The organism is Terriglobus sp. TAA 43 (assembly GCF_000800015.1).
GTDB lineage: Bacteria > Acidobacteriota > Terriglobia > Terriglobales > Acidobacteriaceae > Terriglobus.
Window position 1 is genome coordinate 2,410,490 of the sequence record NZ_JUGR01000001.1, and the last position, 16,534, is coordinate 2,427,023.

At 56.9% G+C, this 16,534-nt stretch carries 15 protein-coding genes and 1 pseudogene; 11 read left to right on the top strand and 5 right to left on the bottom strand.

The window, feature by feature from the left end; all coding sequences use genetic code 11:
* Nucleotides 1-61 precede the first annotated feature (61 nt).
* Genes M504_RS10320 through M504_RS10340 form a run of 5 tightly spaced genes read left to right on the top strand, consistent with a single transcriptional unit; the run spans nt 62 to nt 4,772 of the window.
* The gene (locus tag M504_RS10320; RefSeq protein WP_047490885.1) at nt 62-439 is read left to right on the top strand and encodes a hypothetical protein; all 378 of its coding nucleotides are present in this window, start codon (nt 62-64) and stop codon (nt 437-439) included.
* A 47-nt stretch (nt 440-486) separates the two neighbouring features.
* Nucleotides 487-2,031 (top strand): hypothetical protein, encoded by a 1,545-nt coding sequence (locus tag M504_RS10325; protein ID WP_047490888.1) that lies wholly within the window; start codon nt 487-489, stop codon nt 2,029-2,031.
* A gap of 35 nt (nt 2,032-2,066) precedes the next feature.
* Nucleotides 2,067-3,536, top strand: coding sequence for a glycoside hydrolase family 125 protein (locus M504_RS10330; protein ID WP_047490891.1), 1,470 nt, complete (start codon nt 2,067-2,069; stop codon nt 3,534-3,536).
* Nucleotides 3,537-3,567: 31 nt separating this feature from the next.
* On the top strand, nt 3,568-4,149 hold the full coding sequence (locus M504_RS10335) for a hypothetical protein (RefSeq protein WP_052200610.1): 582 nt from the start codon (nt 3,568-3,570) through the stop codon (nt 4,147-4,149).
* Nucleotides 4,146-4,772 (top strand): NTP transferase domain-containing protein, encoded by a 627-nt coding sequence (locus M504_RS10340; RefSeq protein ID WP_052200611.1) that lies wholly within the window; start codon nt 4,146-4,148, stop codon nt 4,770-4,772. The genes M504_RS10335 and M504_RS10340 overlap by 4 nt, the downstream gene beginning before the upstream one ends.
* Before the next feature lie 9 nt (nt 4,773-4,781).
* Here M504_RS10340 and M504_RS10345 read toward each other — a convergent pair whose 3' ends face one another.
* Nucleotides 4,782-6,509, bottom strand: coding sequence for a glycosyltransferase family 39 protein (locus tag M504_RS10345; RefSeq protein ID WP_047490893.1), 1,728 nt, complete (start codon nt 6,507-6,509; stop codon nt 4,782-4,784).
* Nucleotides 6,510-6,600: 91 nt separating this feature from the next.
* On the opposite strand from M504_RS10345, the gene M504_RS10350 reads away from it, so the two are divergent.
* Together M504_RS10350 and M504_RS10355 are read left to right on the top strand one after the other, a co-directional pair.
* A complete protein-coding gene (locus M504_RS10350) occupies nt 6,601-7,209 on the top strand; it encodes an HD domain-containing protein (protein ID WP_047490896.1) in 609 nt (202 codons plus the stop codon).
* Nucleotides 7,210-7,212: 3 nt separating this feature from the next.
* Complete coding sequence (locus M504_RS10355; RefSeq protein ID WP_047490900.1) at nt 7,213-8,295, top strand: ATP-dependent DNA ligase; 1,083 nt, start codon at nt 7,213-7,215, stop codon at nt 8,293-8,295.
* Here the strand turns inward: M504_RS10355 and M504_RS22065 are convergent, their stop codons facing one another.
* Entirely contained in the window at nt 8,296-8,463 is a 168-nt protein-coding gene (locus M504_RS22065) for a hypothetical protein (RefSeq protein ID WP_156993678.1), read from the bottom strand.
* Complete coding sequence (locus M504_RS10360; protein WP_047490903.1) at nt 8,460-9,812, bottom strand: DNA polymerase domain-containing protein; 1,353 nt, start codon at nt 9,810-9,812, stop codon at nt 8,460-8,462. Before M504_RS10360 ends, M504_RS22065 begins: the two co-directional genes overlap by 4 nt.
* An 88-nt stretch (nt 9,813-9,900) precedes the next feature.
* Here M504_RS10360 and M504_RS21795 point away from each other — a divergent pair.
* From M504_RS21795 to M504_RS10370, 3 genes and pseudogenes are all read left to right on the top strand, one after another.
* A pseudogene (locus tag M504_RS21795) lies at nt 9,901-10,089 on the top strand (hypothetical protein); the annotation flags it as partial.
* A gap of 30 nt (nt 10,090-10,119) precedes the next feature.
* Nucleotides 10,120-10,530: a hypothetical protein gene (locus M504_RS10365; RefSeq protein ID WP_047490907.1), complete on the top strand. Its 411-nt coding sequence runs from the start codon at nt 10,120-10,122 to the stop codon at nt 10,528-10,530.
* A gap of 318 nt (nt 10,531-10,848) precedes the next feature.
* Entirely contained in the window at nt 10,849-12,594 is a 1,746-nt protein-coding gene (locus M504_RS10370; protein ID WP_232296240.1) for a lytic transglycosylase domain-containing protein, read from the top strand.
* Between the two features lie 26 nt (nt 12,595-12,620).
* Here the strand turns inward: M504_RS10370 and M504_RS10375 are convergent, their stop codons facing one another.
* Entirely contained in the window at nt 12,621-13,790 is a 1,170-nt protein-coding gene (locus M504_RS10375) for a carboxypeptidase-like regulatory domain-containing protein (RefSeq protein ID WP_198137570.1), read from the bottom strand.
* 282 nt (nt 13,791-14,072) lie between these two features.
* Here M504_RS10375 and lpdA point away from each other — a divergent pair, with 282 nt between their 5' ends.
* The gene (lpdA, locus tag M504_RS10380) at nt 14,073-15,491 is read left to right on the top strand and encodes a dihydrolipoyl dehydrogenase (protein ID WP_047490912.1); all 1,419 of its coding nucleotides are present in this window, start codon (nt 14,073-14,075) and stop codon (nt 15,489-15,491) included.
* 61 nt (nt 15,492-15,552) lie between these two features.
* On the opposite strand, the gene M504_RS21290 is transcribed toward lpdA, so the two are convergent.
* A complete protein-coding gene (locus M504_RS21290) occupies nt 15,553-16,494 on the bottom strand; it encodes a DUF1684 domain-containing protein (protein ID WP_198137571.1) in 942 nt (313 codons plus the stop codon).
* Nucleotides 16,495-16,534: the final 40 nt, after the last annotated feature.

A 16,534-nucleotide genomic window follows, 5' to 3' on the forward strand; every position in this document is an offset into this window, starting at 1 on the left:
GCGGGATAAGGTTAGTTATCGCGGCATCGTTCTCGAGGCTGCGATAATCTAAGCGACTATCATGCGCTTGTTCCGCGCCACCTTCGCCGCTTTCGCAGGTGCCTTTCTGGCACTTGCGCTTTACCTTGCCTGGTTCTTCCAGATCACACATCACGACACGCCGTGGGACGGTGCGCCGGCCAGCTTCATCACCCTCACGTCTGTTGTCGCAGCAGTCTTCGGATTACTGGGCGGATGGGTAGCAGCACGCATCTCCCCGGAAACCTCACGCGGGTCGGCAGAGGGTGCGGCAGGATTCATGGCGTTGGCGGCGCTGTTCGCCGAAACCCATACCCCCGGACAACACCACTACGCGCAGATGGTAGCGCTGTTGGTGATGGCGCCAGTCGCATTTTTCTTTGGCCGTCTCTGTGAGCATAGAGCCGCAGCGCGCAACTGATATCACCGGCATTCCTCACTGCGTGACCAACTTGGTAGGCTGTCGGCATGCGTTTGTTTTCCCGGCGTGACTTTGTTCTGACTGGCTCCGCGACTGCTGCTTTTCTGCCGACACTCCTGCGCGCACAAACTCCAGATGCGATCCCAACCGCGACACTGAGGGTTGGCACCGAAGTTGGCGCGAAGGTTCCCTCAGACTTCATCGGCCTCTCGTACGAGAGCATGCAGTTGGAGGATCCATCGTTCTTCTCGCCTGAGAACATCAGCCTGGTACAGCAATTCCGCAATCTCGCCAGTAAGGGAGTGCTTCGGCTTGGTGGCAATACAAGCGAGTTCAGCTGGTGGAAAGCGACGGACAGCGCAACCGCACCTGCACGATCGGAATCGCCTTGGAAGGCGGAAAGCGAACCTTCAACAGCAACCGTGTTCGCGATTACACCCAAGGCCGTCGACAACCTGGATGGTTTCCTGAAGGCCACTGGCTGGAACTGCATCTACGGCCTGAACCTTGGCTATGGAACGTCCGAAGCGGATGTGGCCGAAGCAACGTATGTGATGAAGCGTCTCGGACCGCGTTTGCAATACTTCCAGCTTGGCAACGAGGTCGACCAGTTCAAAGGACATCTACGTGATCCGCAAACGTGGAATGTCGGTGCATACCTGGACGAGTGGCTGAAGATTGCTCGTGCTGTGCAGAAGGCTCTGCCCGAGGCGAAGTTCGGTATGCCGGATGTGGCTGCGGACATGACATGGCTGGCGCAGATCGCCGATCGTTGGGGAGCTATCGAAGACAAGCCCAACGTAGTAACGCTCAGCCACCACTACTACTGGAGCGGGCCGCCATCGAACCCGGACGCAACGATAGAGAATCTGCTGAAGCCCGATGCGAAGGTCGCTGAAGATGCTACAGCAGCAAAGGCAGCAGCCACGAAGATCGGCGCGTCTGTGACGTACCGAATGACCGAAGGCAACACAGTCTATCGCGGCGGCAAGCCCGGCGTAAGTGATGTGTTCGCCGCGGCGCTCTGGGGTGCCGAGTACCTCTTCCTACTGATGCAGGCGGGTTATTGCGGTGTCAATCTGCACGGTGGTTCTGGCCATGCGCAGGCAGTCAGTGTCGGCGGAGTGTTTCACGGCGAGGCGCTCATGAAAGATTCCACGGTGCCTCACCCCAAGCCTTTCTATACTCCCATCGCCAACGAAGGCACGCTGGCTGGCGCAGGTGTGGATGGCAAGCTGAGCAACAAGTTCCTGCTGGAGCCCGTGGGATACGGTATGAAGTTTGCCGCCGCATTTCAAGGCGTCACCATGCTGCCGGTAACGCTAGATGCAGGCAAAATAAATATCACCGCGTACGCCGGCAAACGCACGGATGGCAAGACGATCGTAGCCATTCTGAACAAGGAAGCCGCGACACCGGTTCGCATTACCGCGCCCTACTTCGACACGATTCAGATACTCGTTGCGCCCGCGCTGGATGCGCACGAGGCGCATGTGAATACCGTAGTAAGCGAGACCAGCAGCCGAAGAACAACAGAAGGCCAGGTGTTTACCCTGCCGCCGCACATGGCGACATTGATCGTGCTGCATTGATGCCAAGCGTTGAGGGAAGCAGGTAAGCTGACTGCATGGTTTCGCATGTCGATCGCCGCAGCTTTCTACGTAATTCCGCCACGCTTGCCGCAGGAGCACCTTTTATTGCAAAGACAGATCTCCTTGCGCAGTACACGAAGCGCGATCTGACTCAGCGCCCTGCAGAGAGTGAACGGCTGTTTCGTTCGCAGGCCGTGGAAGATGCGATCGTATCCGTAAGCCGCGGTATCGCCGATCCGCAGTTACGCACCATCTTTGCGAACTGCCTTCCCAATACCCTGGACACTACAGTGTTTCCCGGCACACGCGACGGCAAGCCGGATACATTCGTGATCACTGGCGACATTGACGCGCTGTGGCTGCGCGATTCTTCCGCACAGATGCATCCGTATCTGCAGTTTGCAAAGAGCGATGCGAAGCTGGCGACGGTTATTGAAGGCCTGATCCATCGCCATGCGATGTGCATCTTGCTCGATCCATACGCGAATGCGTTTCGTCGCAATCCGACGGATAAGCCGCTGGATTGGGCCGTGCAAGATGCAACCGATCATAAGCCCGGCGTGGGCGAACGTAAGTGGGAAGTGGATTCGTTGTGCTACCCCATCCGCCTGGCACATGGGTATTGGAAGTCCACAGGCAGCACAGCAGCATTCGATACCGAATGGATTGCAGCGATGCAGCTTGTGGTGAAGACTTTCCGCGAGCAGCAACGCCTGCATGATCGTGGACCGTATCACTTTCAACGTCGTGCAGAAAATCCGACGGACTCCGTGATCCTGAGCGGCTATGGCGCACCGACGAAGCCGAATGGCATGTTGCACTCCATCTTCCGGCCCTCAGACGACGCGTGCACCTATCCGCTCTTTGTTCCTGCAAATCTGTTTGCGGTGACCGCGTTGAACATGCTGGCAGAGATCGCAAAGGCAATTGGCAATACACAACTTGCAAACGATGCTGCCTCGCTATCAGGTGAAGTTGCCGTCGCAACGAAGGCGTATGGGCAATTGAAGCATGCTCGCTTTGGTGAGATGTATGCCTATGAAGTGGATGGATTTGGCAACGTGAACTGGATGGATGATGCCAATGCACCTGGGCTGCTGAGCATTGCGTACCTGACCGGCATTTCGGTGAAGCAGCCGGAGTATCGCAACACGCGGGCTTTTTCGCTGAGCAACAGTAATCCCTATTTCTTCAAGGGATCTGCTGCAGAAGGCGTCGGTGGACCGCATGTGGGCATGGATTACATCTGGCCCATGAGCATCACGATGCGTGCATTGACGAGCACAGAGGATGCGGAAATCCTCAGCTGCCTGAAGATGCTGCGCAACAGCACTGCCGGCACCAACTTCATGCACGAGGCGTTTCACAAGGATGATCCCGCCAAGTTCACGCGACCGTGGTTTGCATGGGCGAACACACTGTTCGGTGAATTAGTGTTGAAGATTCATACGGAACGGCCTGCGCTTCTACGGCAAAGCTTCGCCCAAAAGACCACAGCCGCTTGAGAAGCTGTGTGGCCGCAGCATACACTTTGGTATGAACCTGAAAGAGCGCCGCGACATTGCCCATCTGCATGGACACACGCCGCGTGGCGTTCTCTTCACGCTCGTGGAGATGCGCGGTAGTTCGTCTCATGCTGCAGGGGCGCGTGTTTACACCGTGGAAGATGGCCGAAGAGCGGGCTCTGCATTGGTCGAAGCAGAATTGCTGCAACGCGCTGATTTATTTGCGAATGCGGATGCGCAGATGCATATCGTCAGCGCTGCCGAAGGCACAGAAGCATATCTCTTGAAAGAGTCTTCTGAAACGCCCGAGGCTGCGGCTTTAATCGAAGCCTTCAAAGCAACGCTACAAGGCGAAGCGCGTTCGGTGGTCACCGCCCTTCCTGACACGGGCGTTGCCCTGCTGCGATTTGTCATGGATGCACGCGGAGACGTACTGTTCGCCAGCGAACTGTTAGAGACAGAGGACATTGTGCCCATGCGTCGTGTCGCACGGAGTTCTGCTCATGGCACGCTGCACGTACTTACACAGGGACGCATATTTGTGGAGCACATGGAACCAGCAATTTCGGAACGTGACATGACAGACGACACACTGCACACGGAGGCGCGATGAGCCGGAGAGTTGCAGCGCTGGTGCTGGCGGCAGGCGCATCCGAACGATTGGGACAACCGAAGCAGCTTGTGCAGTATCAAGGCGAATGCCTGATGGACCGCGCGATTCGCATGGCGCATGAAGCGGGCGCCTCGCCTGTCTTCGTCGTGCTCGGCGCGGGTTATGAGGCGTTTCTGGAAGGGTTGCAGAGCAATCCTTATGAGCCACGCATTCTGATTAACAAGGCGTGGAAACGCGGTATGTCCACTTCCATTGCGCTGGGTGCCGCTGCAGCGGAACGTGTGGACGCGGACGATCTGCTGGTGCTGACCTGCGACCAGGTGACGGTAACCGCAGAACATCTGCGACGGTTGATGGAAGCTTCACATCGCGAACACGTGGTCGCTTCACATTATTACGAACGACGTGGCATTCCTGCGCTCTTCCCCGAGTTCAGCTTTCACGCATTGCAGGAACTGACTGGCGACACGGGAGCGCGCGAGTTATTGCAGGATGACGCCGTTTTAACCGTCCCGCTGCGTGGTGGTGAATTCGACGTGGATACACCAGCAGATCTTGAACGTCTGCAGGCAATGGAAGCAGACCACTCACACGTTCCCAGCACAATCATGTCGCTGGAGTAATCCAGCGATCTATGGTCTTTGCAGAATATATATTCTGCGCTGGAACGGCGGTAACCAGGCTGTATAGTCCTGTGGCTGTTCATCAGAAAGCACAAGGCATGCGGGCTCACCCGGCGTGAGTGATCCCTCCGTTTCGCTTGCAGACAAGAAATAATGCGGGTGCAATGCAGGTGTATGCGGATTCAGAATTTCGCGGCATCCGTGCGGCAGATCGGGCAACGACCACGGGCGAGTATCGACCTCCGCGGGGTAATGCACACGCGGATCAATCACCGCACCTGCGCGATCGATCTGCGCCATGCCGTCCATCTGATAGCCCGCTTCAATCTGCAAACGATCAACGCCCTGCGACTGCAATCGCTGCACCACCTCCACACGTGCACGATGCATGGCGATCCAATCGTGTGTTCCTGTAATCGCAAAGAATGCAAACAGGCCGAGCAGAACATAACTGATTGCAGGAAGACGAGGTCCAATGCGCTCCTGCGTTAGGCGCAATAGAAACAGGATTCCAAACGCGATGGGCGGCAACAGGTAACGATCAATGACAATGCCCCACATGGCGCGCGGACACAGAAGCACGAAATAAGTCGCAAGGAATGGCACGATCAGAATGAGAAGCGGATGCCATGCAATGACTTCATTCTGTTTCGGCTCCTTAGGCCTGTTGCTCGCCACAGCAAACGCAAACCACAGTGCAAACGCAACAACGGTGAACGATAGGAGTACGCGTCCCCATGGCGCAAGTGGCGATGGCTCGATGCCGAGAGTCCATGCATTGCGATAGCCGAGCATCCCAATCTTGTCGAGAATGTCTCCTGTCCACGGTGCCCAGCCCCCCTCCACGGCATGCGCAGCAAGGAAGCGAACAACAAGTGTCACTACTACCGTACAGACCGCAACGATGGCGACCTGCGCTGCACGTAATCGCTTCGCGGTCCATGCTGCGAGCAATGGAACGAGCATGAATAACAGACAGAAAATCGCCGCCGTCATGTTGCCCAAGAGCTCACGGAATGATTTGCCGCTGACAGCGCCCTGAATGATTCCTTCCGGAACGGAAAGAGGCTGGTGGGCAAACCATCGCATGCTGCCGAGCATGACGGCTGCGGAGAGCAGCCAAAGAGCAACAGCGGTGGGAACAACACCTCGCTTGCGACGCAGCAGCCACGCTGCGGAAGGCGCCATGACTAGAGGCGACATCCATGCAATCTGTCGCGCCGTAGACCCGACGATGCTCAACAGGCTCGCTGCAATCAGCCAGCCCAACACATGCCTGTCTTCGTCCGATTGCAGGGCACGCAAGCAGCAGTAGTAGCAAACCAAAATGCTGAACAGGCCGCTGATGTCCGACATGAATGACACGGACATGGGAAGAAACAGCGGGCACAGGGCCAGCGCGAGTGCTCCGATTGCGGCGTTGCGCCGCGAGAGTCCGCTGCGGCGAAGGGCAGCTTGCGCAATCCACACCGTTGCGAACGATGTCACAAAATTGGCGAGGCGCACAGCAGTGTACGTGTGGCCAAAGAGATGCGCAAAGATGCCACCCCATGCAATCTGCCAGCCGATCGTAGCCGTGGCCCATCCATTGTAGGCAAGCCGATGCGTATCTGCGAAGACGAACGCGGACTTCACATACGAAAAGTCGTCAATAAGGCCGGACTCAACAAAGGGCCGCGTTAACAGCGCGGCAATCAGCCAGAGCAGGGCGCAAAACAGCCCGTCCCATCGTTCCAATCCATTTTCTGTTCTAGCGGAGTGCACAGACATCCTGTGGGTGACGTTACCAAACCCTCGTGACAATGGCGAGTGCGTTAGACTCAGCCGCATGTACACACGCGAACGCGCCTGGGAATTGCTGAATGAATGGACGACCTCACCCAGCCTGATCAAACACGCACTTGCAGTGGAAATATGTACCCGTAGCTATGGAGAACGCGAGGCGAAACGGTTGGGACTGAATGGCGAAACCGCCACAGAATTTATTGCGAAATACAGTATGGCCGCCCTGCTGCATGATTTTGATTACGACCGTCATCCATCGTTGGAGGAGCATCCTTTCGTGGGCAATCGGGTGCTAACCGAGCAGGGATGGCCTGAAGAGATCCGGCATGCCATCCTGGCACACGCCTCTTATACGGGCGCCGCGCGTGCAAGCCATCTTGACCGCGCACTCTTTGCCTGTGACGAGCTGGCTGGATTTCTTACCGCCTGCGCCCTGGTGAAACCCACGAAGAGTATTCACGATGTGGAAGTGGCCAGCGTGAAGAAAAAAATGAAGGACAAGGCCTTTGCGCGTGGGGTGAATCGCGAAGACATTGTCGAAGGTGCAGTGCTACTTGGCATTCCGATGGAGGAGCACATTGAAAACTGCCTGCGCGCGATGCAGGCAAACGCGGCCGAGCTTGCGCTGGAGGGCGTAACTGCATCCAACTAAGGCATGAGCCTGCTTGCACAAGCGCCCGTTCTTCCCATGTTGGCCAAACGCGTGGACTCCATTCCTGAGGATACTCAGCACTGGAGCTTTGAACCGAAGTGGGATGGATTTCGGGCGCTAGTCTTTCGCGATGGCGACGAACTGTTGATTCAGAGCAGAGATGGCAAGCCACTTGATCGCTACTTCCCGGAACTTCGCGAACCGCTCTTGCAACAGTTGCCGCAGCAATGCGTTCTGGATGGCGAAGTCGTCATCGCAATAAAACATGGTCTGGACTTCGATCTGTTATCACTGCGCATTCACCCTGCCGCGTCGCGGGTGAAGATGCTCGCCCAGCAGACACCTGCGTCCATCGTTTTCTTTGACATACTCCAGAATGGAGATCACCAACTCCACGATGTTCCATTTCGGGAGCGGCGCGCGAGGCTGGAGCAAGTGCTTGCGGATGCTAAGCCTCCGATCCACCTGACACCCGCCACACAGGATCGTTCAATAGCAGAAGACTGGTTCACCCGCTTTGAAGGTGCCGGGCTGGATGGAGTCATTGCGAAACCACTGGAAGGCGCGTACACGCCAGACAAGCGCACCATGCTCAAGGTGAAGCATGAACGCGATTGCGATTGCGTCGTAGCAGGTTTCCGATGGCATAAAGATGGAGAGAACGTAGCTGTTGGATCGCTGTTGCTGGGTCTGTATGACGATGCGGTGGCGCTGCAACACGTGGGTGTATGTGCAAGCTTCACTGCGACCAAGCGTAAGGAGCTGACAGAGTTCCTCGCACCGTATCGTGAGGATGCGTTAGCTCATCATCCCTGGAAAAACTGGGCCGATGCCGCAGCGCAAGCGGGTGGCCGCATGCCCGGTGGACAATCGCGATGGAGTGGCGGCAAAGATCTTTCGTGGGTGCCGCTACGAACTGAGTTGGTAGTAGAAGTCGCGTACGAACATATGCAGGGGGATCGCTTTCGCCATCTTGCACACTTTCGCAGATGGCGGCCAGACAAGGCGCCGAAGGACTGCACCTACGCACAACTCGAAACGGTACCACCGGCCGAGCTCATGCAGATCTTTCCCGAACGCACGTGATCAACGGTTGCGAAGCAGGATCCAAAGCACAAGCACTACCACCAGCGTAATGAGGGCACCCCGCTGCCAGAAAAAGAAACCCGTGCGTGTGGAATAGCCCACAACAACACAGCCCGTAAGCGACATACATCCGAGGAACAACGCTGACAGGACGGCAATCGGCTTCATTGCTTACCCTCCGCTTCTGTACGCCACTCGCGCGTTGGATCGTCATCGGGGTCGGGCGCTTCCTGCGTTGGCCGCATCTCCTCTGGCACGTTTCGCAGATTCACCCGAATGCGATACCAGACGTAAGCTGATCCGCGCATGCGGTCGACAAGTACGTCGTCCTCCGCCAGATGCTTCGCGGCTTCCGGGTATTTTTGTTTCCAACGATCCAGCCCAGCCTGTGCTGCTGCTTTATCCGTCGACTGCGCAATCACCAGCAGCGGCATGGTCGACTTTCTTCGTCCCGTGGCACGTGGCTTCTTTGCAGACGCGGCAGGGTCAACATCTTCTCCTTCTTTTGTGTCAGGCTTCTTCGCTTTGGATGGTTGAACCCGCTTGCCTTCATTCCACTGCTTCTTAAAGTGCGGAGGCCAAGGTGCGTCACCGATACCGTTCGCTTCATCGCGCGAAGCCATCTCAAGCAAGGCATTTAGTGAACCCGCATTTTGATCCATTGCCGCCTGCAGATCGCCGATTTTCGCGAAGCGCTCAGGCACCGTCAACACAGTGAACTTTGCCGGGTCACATTGCATGACCTCATCCCATGCAAGCGGCGTGCTCACACGCGCATCGGGCAGCGGACGCACGCTGTACGCACTGCATGTAGTGCGATCCTTCGCGTTCTGGTTGTAGTCCAGGAACACACCGTGGCGCTCTTCCTTCCACCATTTGCTGCTGGCCATGGGATGTCGCCGTTCCACCTCGCGAGCCAGTGCAGGCGCAGCACAACGAACATCTGTAAAGCTCCATTGCGGGTGGATGCGCACGTTGATATGAATGCCACGTGAGCCGCTGGTCTTGGGCCATCCCACCAAACCTGTTTCATCCAGAAGCGATTTCACCTGCATGGCAACGGAACACACATCATTCCACACGACGCCGGGCTGCGGATCGAGATCAATGCGGAGTTCATTGGGATGATCCAGATCGTCCGCAGTCACGGCGTGGGGATGCAGCTCAATGCACCCAAGGTTGACGATCCATGCAAGGCCCGCAGCATCGTCCACCACTACTTCCTCTGCTGTGCGACCGGAAGGAAAACTGAGAGTCACCGTGCGCAACCAATCCGGTGTATCCGACGGCGCACGCTTCTGATAGAAGGGCTCCTTCTCCGCACCATCCACAAACCGCTTCAGCACAATAGGGCGGTTGCGGATACCGTTCAGCGCACCATCTGCGACGCTCAGGTAGTAGCGGACAATATCAATCTTGGAAAGCTGCACACCGCTTGTGAAGTATGGCTTCTGCGGATTGGAGATGCGTACACTTCGGCCCGCGACCTCAATCCACTCCTCTTCCGACTTAGCCATGTGTATTCCTCTTGTGATTCATGGGATGCGCAGGGGGCACAATGGGGTTTGGTTGGCATAAGATTCCGACACAACTGGTAAAACTTGGTACCTAGGTGTAATGAACGACGACACAGCACGCGACGTAACACTGGATATGTCTGCGCTTAACGCGAAAAATGTGCAGGCATATACCGACGGCAACACACCGAAGGATCTGCGGGTTGGCAACGGCAATAACGGATCGCTGCATCTTGCTGCAGGTGGCGGCGCGTTACTCATCTTGCAACCGGAGTAGAACGAGGTTCACCACCGAACGGAGCGGCCGATGATACTGGCGTGGTGCATCGCGACAACAGTTTGTGCGGCGGCGATGGCAGCGATTCTGTTGACTCCGTCTGTCCTGCGCAGCAGCGGGAAGCTGTCCATTGCGAAGTTGTGGCTGCTAACTCTGCTTGTGATCCCAGGGCAGGTGCTTCCGCCCATTCTGCTGTGGCTTGCATGGAAAAGAACCTACTACATCATCCCGTTCCTGGGGCCGCCCATCCGAGTTGGGATGGCAGCCGTAGTGTGGGCAGTCTGTGCGCTGTTTTTCAGCTATCTTCCGGCCGCCGTCTACGCGTTATGCGGACGGTGTCACTGGTTCTGGCTACTGGTGCATCCCATCGAAACCTTCAGAATGCTCTGGAGGCAGTGTGGCACCGACCACGAAATTAAGTTGCAGAAAAACGTCGATTAGACGGAGTGAGCGCCTCGCTTGGCTGCATCGCGCAACACACTGGCGATGAGACAAGGAAGGATCACCGTAACTGCAACACCTGAGAAAAGCAGAAGCAAAGCATCCATAGGAGCCATCCACCCCTTTAAAGTCATCTGCCTGGCTGTACGCCAGAACAGCCAACAGCATCGCGTCGGATTCACACGATGCGGAATCGCACAAAAGCCTACCGCGATACACCATCCGTAATCAACTGCTAACACCTTCGGGGCACCACATTCTGTGAAAGACCGAAGATGCGCCAATCCTGTAGCCGCCGATACAATGGCGGGAGTGCCGATGATCCAGCTTTCGTCCCGAATCCGACCCCTCGTGGCCATAGCGGCTTCGGCATGCACCGTATTCCTGCTGGGATGTCCGCAACAGCAGACAGCGGCAAAACCTCCCGCGAACTCCACCGCGCCGGCGCTTCCAAAAACTGTGGGAGGCAACAATGCGCAAACGGCCGAGCAGACGAATCCTCGCATCGCAAGCCTTATCCAGCAGGTAGATCGCTCGTATCGCAGCGGTGTGCAGAACTATCGTGCGGGCAATCTGGACGGGGCACGTAGTGATTTCGATCACGCCGTCGACCTGATGTTGACCAGCGGCCTTGATATCAAATCTGACTCCACGCTGAGCGACGAATTTGAGCGCACAGTAGACGCGGTCAACTCCCTGGAAATGGACGCGTTGAAGCAAGGCAACGGCTTCTCACCCAAGCAGGAAGAGACTCCGTTGGAAGCCGCCAACGACCTGACCTTCTCAGACGCCACACCGGAACAAACCGCCAGCCTGAAAAGCACGCTGAACACGACATCGGATTTGCCGCTGGTCATCAATCCCGAAGTCGCGGGCTACATCAACGCCTTTGCCAATTCCCGCTCTTTCACGGCTCATATGCGCGCCTCGCTGGAGCGCCTGGGCAAGTACAAGGACATGATGCAGGGAGTGCTGCGCGAACAGGGCGTCCCGCAGGACATGATCTATCTGGCCGTCGCGGAATCCGGCTTCCAGCCGCAGGCCATGAATGCTTCCAGCGGAGCGGGCGGCATGTGGCAGTTCATGCCCTTCAAAGGCGCTTACGGCCTGGAGCGCAACGGCTACTTCGACGAGCGTTTTGATCCGGAAAAGAGCACGCGCGCATACGCCAAGTACATGAAGGGTCTCTACGATCAGTTTGGCGACTGGTATCTGGCCATGGGCGGGTACGACTGGGGCCCAGGCAACATGCAACGCGCCGTGCAACGCACCGGCTATGCCGACTACTGGGAGCTCTATCGCCGCAACGCCATGCCGCGCGAGACGAAAAACTACGTTCCGCAGATTCTGGCGGCAATCCTGATGGCGAAGAACCCGGAGAAGTATGGCCTGACCGATCTGCATCCGGCGGCTCCGGTCCTCTACGACACAGTCACCGTGGATTACGCCATGGATCTGCACCTGGCGGCTGATATCACCGGTGCCAGCATGACAGACCTAGTTGGCCTGAACCCTGCGCTACTGCGGCTGAGCACTCCCGACGGGATTCCGTTTGACCTGCACATTCCGAAGGGTGCAAAGGACAACTTCAACGAGCGCATCGCCGCCATTCCCGTGGAAAAACGTACCTCGTGGCGCTTCCACGAAGTCGTCGCCGGGGAGTCGCTGGACAAGGTAGCGCAGCTTTACAAGGTGAACGGCGCGGACATTCTGGCAGCGAACGACCTACCAGCGAACTCCGCTGTGGAAGAAGGCGATGATCTGGTGATTCCTGTGGTCTCCGCCACCTCCAGCAATCTGCATCCGCTGCAGTACACCACGCGCCGCGGAGACACGCTGGTGACCGTGGCCGATCGGTTCAACGTGACAACGGAAAATCTCCGCCAGTGGAATCACCTGGGTTCCAGCACATTGCCTGTGGGGCGCAAGATTTATGTGGCAGAGCCTGTGCGCCTGGCGCCGGGCGCTCGCGGACATAAGGCAAAAGCCGCGCCTGCAAAGGGAAAATCTACGGCATCCCATTCAACAGCGAAGAAGACAAGCAGCCGCAAGAAAACGAAATAAACGCCACAGTTAGGAATCCGTGTCGTTTACGGAGTTCCCTCAGGCTTGCCGTTGCCCGGCACGTGCGATGTAAGTTGTTTGGTGACAAATTCCCGGATCAAGTTCTGCATCGCACGTCCACCAATGCCGATGGCAGCATTCTGGAAGATCAGGCCAGCTCCCCGATCGTTCGCGGGATAGTACAGGTTCGATAGAGCGCCCGAACTGAGATTGCCCAGCAGATAGGCGTAGTTCGGCATCGTCGTGCCTTTGTCGCTTCTCGCAATGAACGCAGAGCCTATCGCATGAAATGCGCGCGACCGTGTTGATCCGGAACCCTGATAGAAATAGCGGGGATCCTGACGAAACATTGAGGCAAAAACCGCCCGGCCTAACAATTCGCCGGTACGCCCGTTTGCAAACTGCGCTCCCCAGCGTTTGGCGTATCCCTCTGCGCCTTGACCAAAATCGGAGTGGGTATCTGCCGCCTGCTGAATCCCCGCGGCAATGCTGACTTCGACAAAAGTCATGGGATCGAACATCTTATGCAACGCCAGCTTGTACTTCTGCTTTGCGTTCATGGGCGCCGCATCCCACACAAAACTGACGTAGAAGTTAGGAAAAAGACCGAACACGCGCTGTTGTTCCTGCGCGCGGATCTGTTCTTCGGCAATAACTTCTGTCGGCCGCACAGTAATCTCGGTTGCGTCGGATGCCACTGTCAGCCGGACCGGCGGAGCCTCCAGAGCCTCCCCCTCCGCCACGGTGAGGCGCTCGGTAACAGTCTGGGAGAAGCCCTTTCGTTCCACGAAAAGTCGATAGTTTCCTCCTGGGATGCCGTGAAACTGGAAAACGCCACCTTCATCCGTCGTCCCACTCTTGTAGAGCTCGCCTCCCTCTCCCAGTAGTTCGACCGTAGCACCCGGGATTCCAGCCATATCGCTATCCGTAACCGTCCCGGCAAGGGTCGCATTGCCTTGTGCAAGAGGTACGGGAGCCGGCCGGCGGCTTTGGTCAGCTCTCGAGGCGTTCTGTGGTGCAGGCGCATCAGGCAGCCCCTTAACGACGGCTCCGGCGATTTGCGTCTGTGCGTGTACCTGCAAGACGGCCGTTCCAGTGGGAACCAAAGCCAACAGAATCAGCATTCGAAGCGTACGGTACGCAGCCAGTTTCGACTGCTTCTTCACTGCGTTAATGTGCCGCATCTTTGTCTGCAAACTACTTCTCCCGCTGGGCCGATTCAGATAGACCGCTCCTTTATTTTGACGTACTGCGTCGTATTTTGGCGTTTTTTGACGTCACATCATCCAAGTTTTCACCAGAGATTTGTTTGGGCACTACCAACGTTCAAATAAGGCGCAGGAACAGAGGTTTCGGTGTCGAACGAGTCAAAAAGGGGAAGGCGTACTCTAATATCAGGGCGTGGACCAAGGTCTACGCGGCAGCCGGGCCACCCGGGAGAACTCGTGGCATCGGGTCTGCGATCTGGAGAAAGATTCGTGGCAGAGACCATCTTTGATGTGGCCGTGATCGGCGGCGGCCCTGCAGGTTATTCGTGCGCATTTCGCGCGGCACAGTATGGATTGAAAGTTGCTCTGATTGAGCTAAGCGACAAGCTGGGCGGTACTTGCCTCCACGTGGGCTGTGTCCCAACAAAGGCAATGTTGCATTCCGCAGAAATCTTCGACCACGCCAACGAAGCCACCGTGTACGGCATCGACGGCATTGGCAATGGCACCGTGAACTGGCCGCAGGTGCTGAAGCGCAAGCAGGCCATTATCGACAAGCATGTGGGTGGCCTGCAGTACCTGGTCAAGAAGAACAAGGTCACGCTCGTCCGCGGCACCGGCAAACTGACCGGCCCAGCGAAGAACGGCGTGCACACCGTTGATGTGGAGTTTGAAGGTAAGAAGCAGCAGGTACAGACGAAGAAGATCGTTCTGGCCACCGGCAGCGACGCTCGCATGATCCCCGGCTATACCGCCAGCGACAAGATTCTGACGAACATCGAAATCCTCTCGCTCGACAAGCTGCCGAAGTCGCTCGTCGTCATCGGCTCAGGCGCTGTAGGCGTTGAGTTCGCTTCGGTCTTCAAGAGCTTCAACTCAGAAGTGACCATCATCGAAATGGCGGAACGCCTGGTTCCCGTGGAAGATGCCGATATCTCGAAGGAGTTTCTGCGCCAGTACAAGAAGCGCGGCATGGACTGCCACGTATCCGCGAAGGTTAACAAAATTGAAGAGACCAAAACCGGCGTGAAGGTCCACTTCACCACCAGCGACGGCAAGGACAACATCAAGGAAGCCGAAAAGGTTCTCGTCGCCATTGGACGCGCACCTCGTACCGCCGCTCTGAACCTGGAATCGACGAAAGTCGAACTGGACCGCACCGCCATCAAGGTTGACCAGTATCAGCAGACCGCTGAACCGGGCATCTACGCGATCGGCGACATCGTCTCAGGTCTGCCTCTGCTGGCCCACTCCGGTAGCATGAGTGGCGCAGTTGCCGCAGCACACATCGCTGGCAAGTATGCCCGTCCGGTCAACCGTCTGCGCATCCCCGGCTGCACTTACTGCGAACCGCAGATTGGCAGCGTTGGCCTGACGGAAGCAGCCGCCAAGGCCGCTGGACACGAAGTGAAGGTAGGCAAGTTCCCGCTCGCGGGCAACTCCAAGGCTACAATCCTCAACGCTCATGACGGTTTCGTGAAGGTCGTCGCGGATGCCAAGTACGGCGAAATCCTCGGCGTACACATCATCGGCCCCTTCGCCACGGAACTCATCGCGGAAGCAGTCGTTGCCATGGACGCTGAGATGACAGTGGAAGAACTGATGTACACCGTCCACGCGCATCCCACGCTGAGCGAGAGCCTGCTCGACGGCTACTCGGCTGTGTACGGCATGTCGCTAAACGCATAACGCATAACGCATCGACAGAAACAGTGAAGCCCGCATCGCAATGGTGCGGGTTTCACTATTTCTATTCGGCGCTGTAGCGCTTCTCACCCGCAGGAATCGCCACAGGCAGACGATTCTCCGGCGGTGCAATCGGACAATGCGTGTTGGGGTTATAAGCGCAGACCGGATTCACCGCTTGATTGAAATCCAGCATCAGCTTCGTTGGCTTCGCGGAATCAAATTTATAGCCCTTCGGAAACTCCAGTGAACCATCGCGCACGTACAAGAACCGGCTGGCGGGATATGTCTCGGTGGTGGATGTCTGATCGCGAAAGACGATGAAAAGCATAGCTGGATCTTTGCCGTCAGCAGGCAGCGTTTCGCCATACAGACGAAACGGTTTGCCATCTAACGAGAACTGCACATAGCCGTCCATATGCGCCGGAATATCACTACCTCCGTTTGTGCGGTGATACTGCATCTCTCGTACAGCAGGAACCCAGTCCGCAGATATCCGGTACGCCGCAGTTGGCGCATAGAAGTTGGGCGCATGAATCGCTTGGAGCGGCTGCGACTTGCCATCAAACGCCTGGAAACGCACGCGCTCGCCGTTTTTCAATAGATGAAGACTCAAACTTCCATTTGTGATCCAGGTTGCACCCGAATCCGGCAGCGTCTGCCCGACCGAGATTGGTTTGCCGTCCTGCAAGGTCTCTGACCCACTACTGACTGCAACGACTTGGGCACCTTTGCGATCTATGCTGAATGGTTTGCCTTGCCAGTGATCCAGCGCAATCCCCTTGCTCTCAGAGTCTCCGATGACAGTATTGCCAGTAATCTCAATGTTCCGCATAAAGGCAAGATCGCCGCGCGGGTCCGCCAGATTCTTACTTTCATCCGCGCGAATCCGAACCTCATCGGCTTCACTGTACGGAGCAAGCCCATCGTGACGGCACCCCACAGCAAACAGCGCCATTGAGATAAGGAAACAATTCGCGGCATACCGTCGAAGAGCGTCTTCCATCGCTTCAGACCCCATAGTTTGAGAAAATGTATCAGGCTGT

Coding starts and splice junctions, on each gene's coding strand:
- M504_RS10340 (WP_052200611.1), top strand. CDS start 4,146: ATGAGCCGGAGAGTTGCAGCGCTGGTGCTGGCGGCAGGCGCATCCGAA.
- M504_RS10325 (WP_047490888.1), top strand. CDS start 487: ATGCGTTTGTTTTCCCGGCGTGACTTTGTTCTGACTGGCTCCGCGACT.
- M504_RS10355 (WP_047490900.1), top strand. CDS start 7,213: ATGAGCCTGCTTGCACAAGCGCCCGTTCTTCCCATGTTGGCCAAACGC.
- M504_RS21290 (WP_198137571.1), bottom strand. CDS start 16,494: ATGGAAGACGCTCTTCGACGGTATGCCGCGAATTGTTTCCTTATCTCA.
- M504_RS10350 (WP_047490896.1), top strand. CDS start 6,601: ATGTACACACGCGAACGCGCCTGGGAATTGCTGAATGAATGGACGACC.
- M504_RS10330 (WP_047490891.1), top strand. CDS start 2,067: ATGGTTTCGCATGTCGATCGCCGCAGCTTTCTACGTAATTCCGCCACG.
- M504_RS10320 (WP_047490885.1), top strand. CDS start 62: ATGCGCTTGTTCCGCGCCACCTTCGCCGCTTTCGCAGGTGCCTTTCTG.
- M504_RS22065 (WP_156993678.1), bottom strand. CDS start 8,463: ATGAAGCCGATTGCCGTCCTGTCAGCGTTGTTCCTCGGATGTATGTCG.
- M504_RS10360 (WP_047490903.1), bottom strand. CDS start 9,812: ATGGCTAAGTCGGAAGAGGAGTGGATTGAGGTCGCGGGCCGAAGTGTA.
- M504_RS10370 (WP_232296240.1), top strand. CDS start 10,849: ATGATCCAGCTTTCGTCCCGAATCCGACCCCTCGTGGCCATAGCGGCT.
- M504_RS10365 (WP_047490907.1), top strand. CDS start 10,120: ATGATACTGGCGTGGTGCATCGCGACAACAGTTTGTGCGGCGGCGATG.
- M504_RS10335 (WP_052200610.1), top strand. CDS start 3,568: ATGAACCTGAAAGAGCGCCGCGACATTGCCCATCTGCATGGACACACG.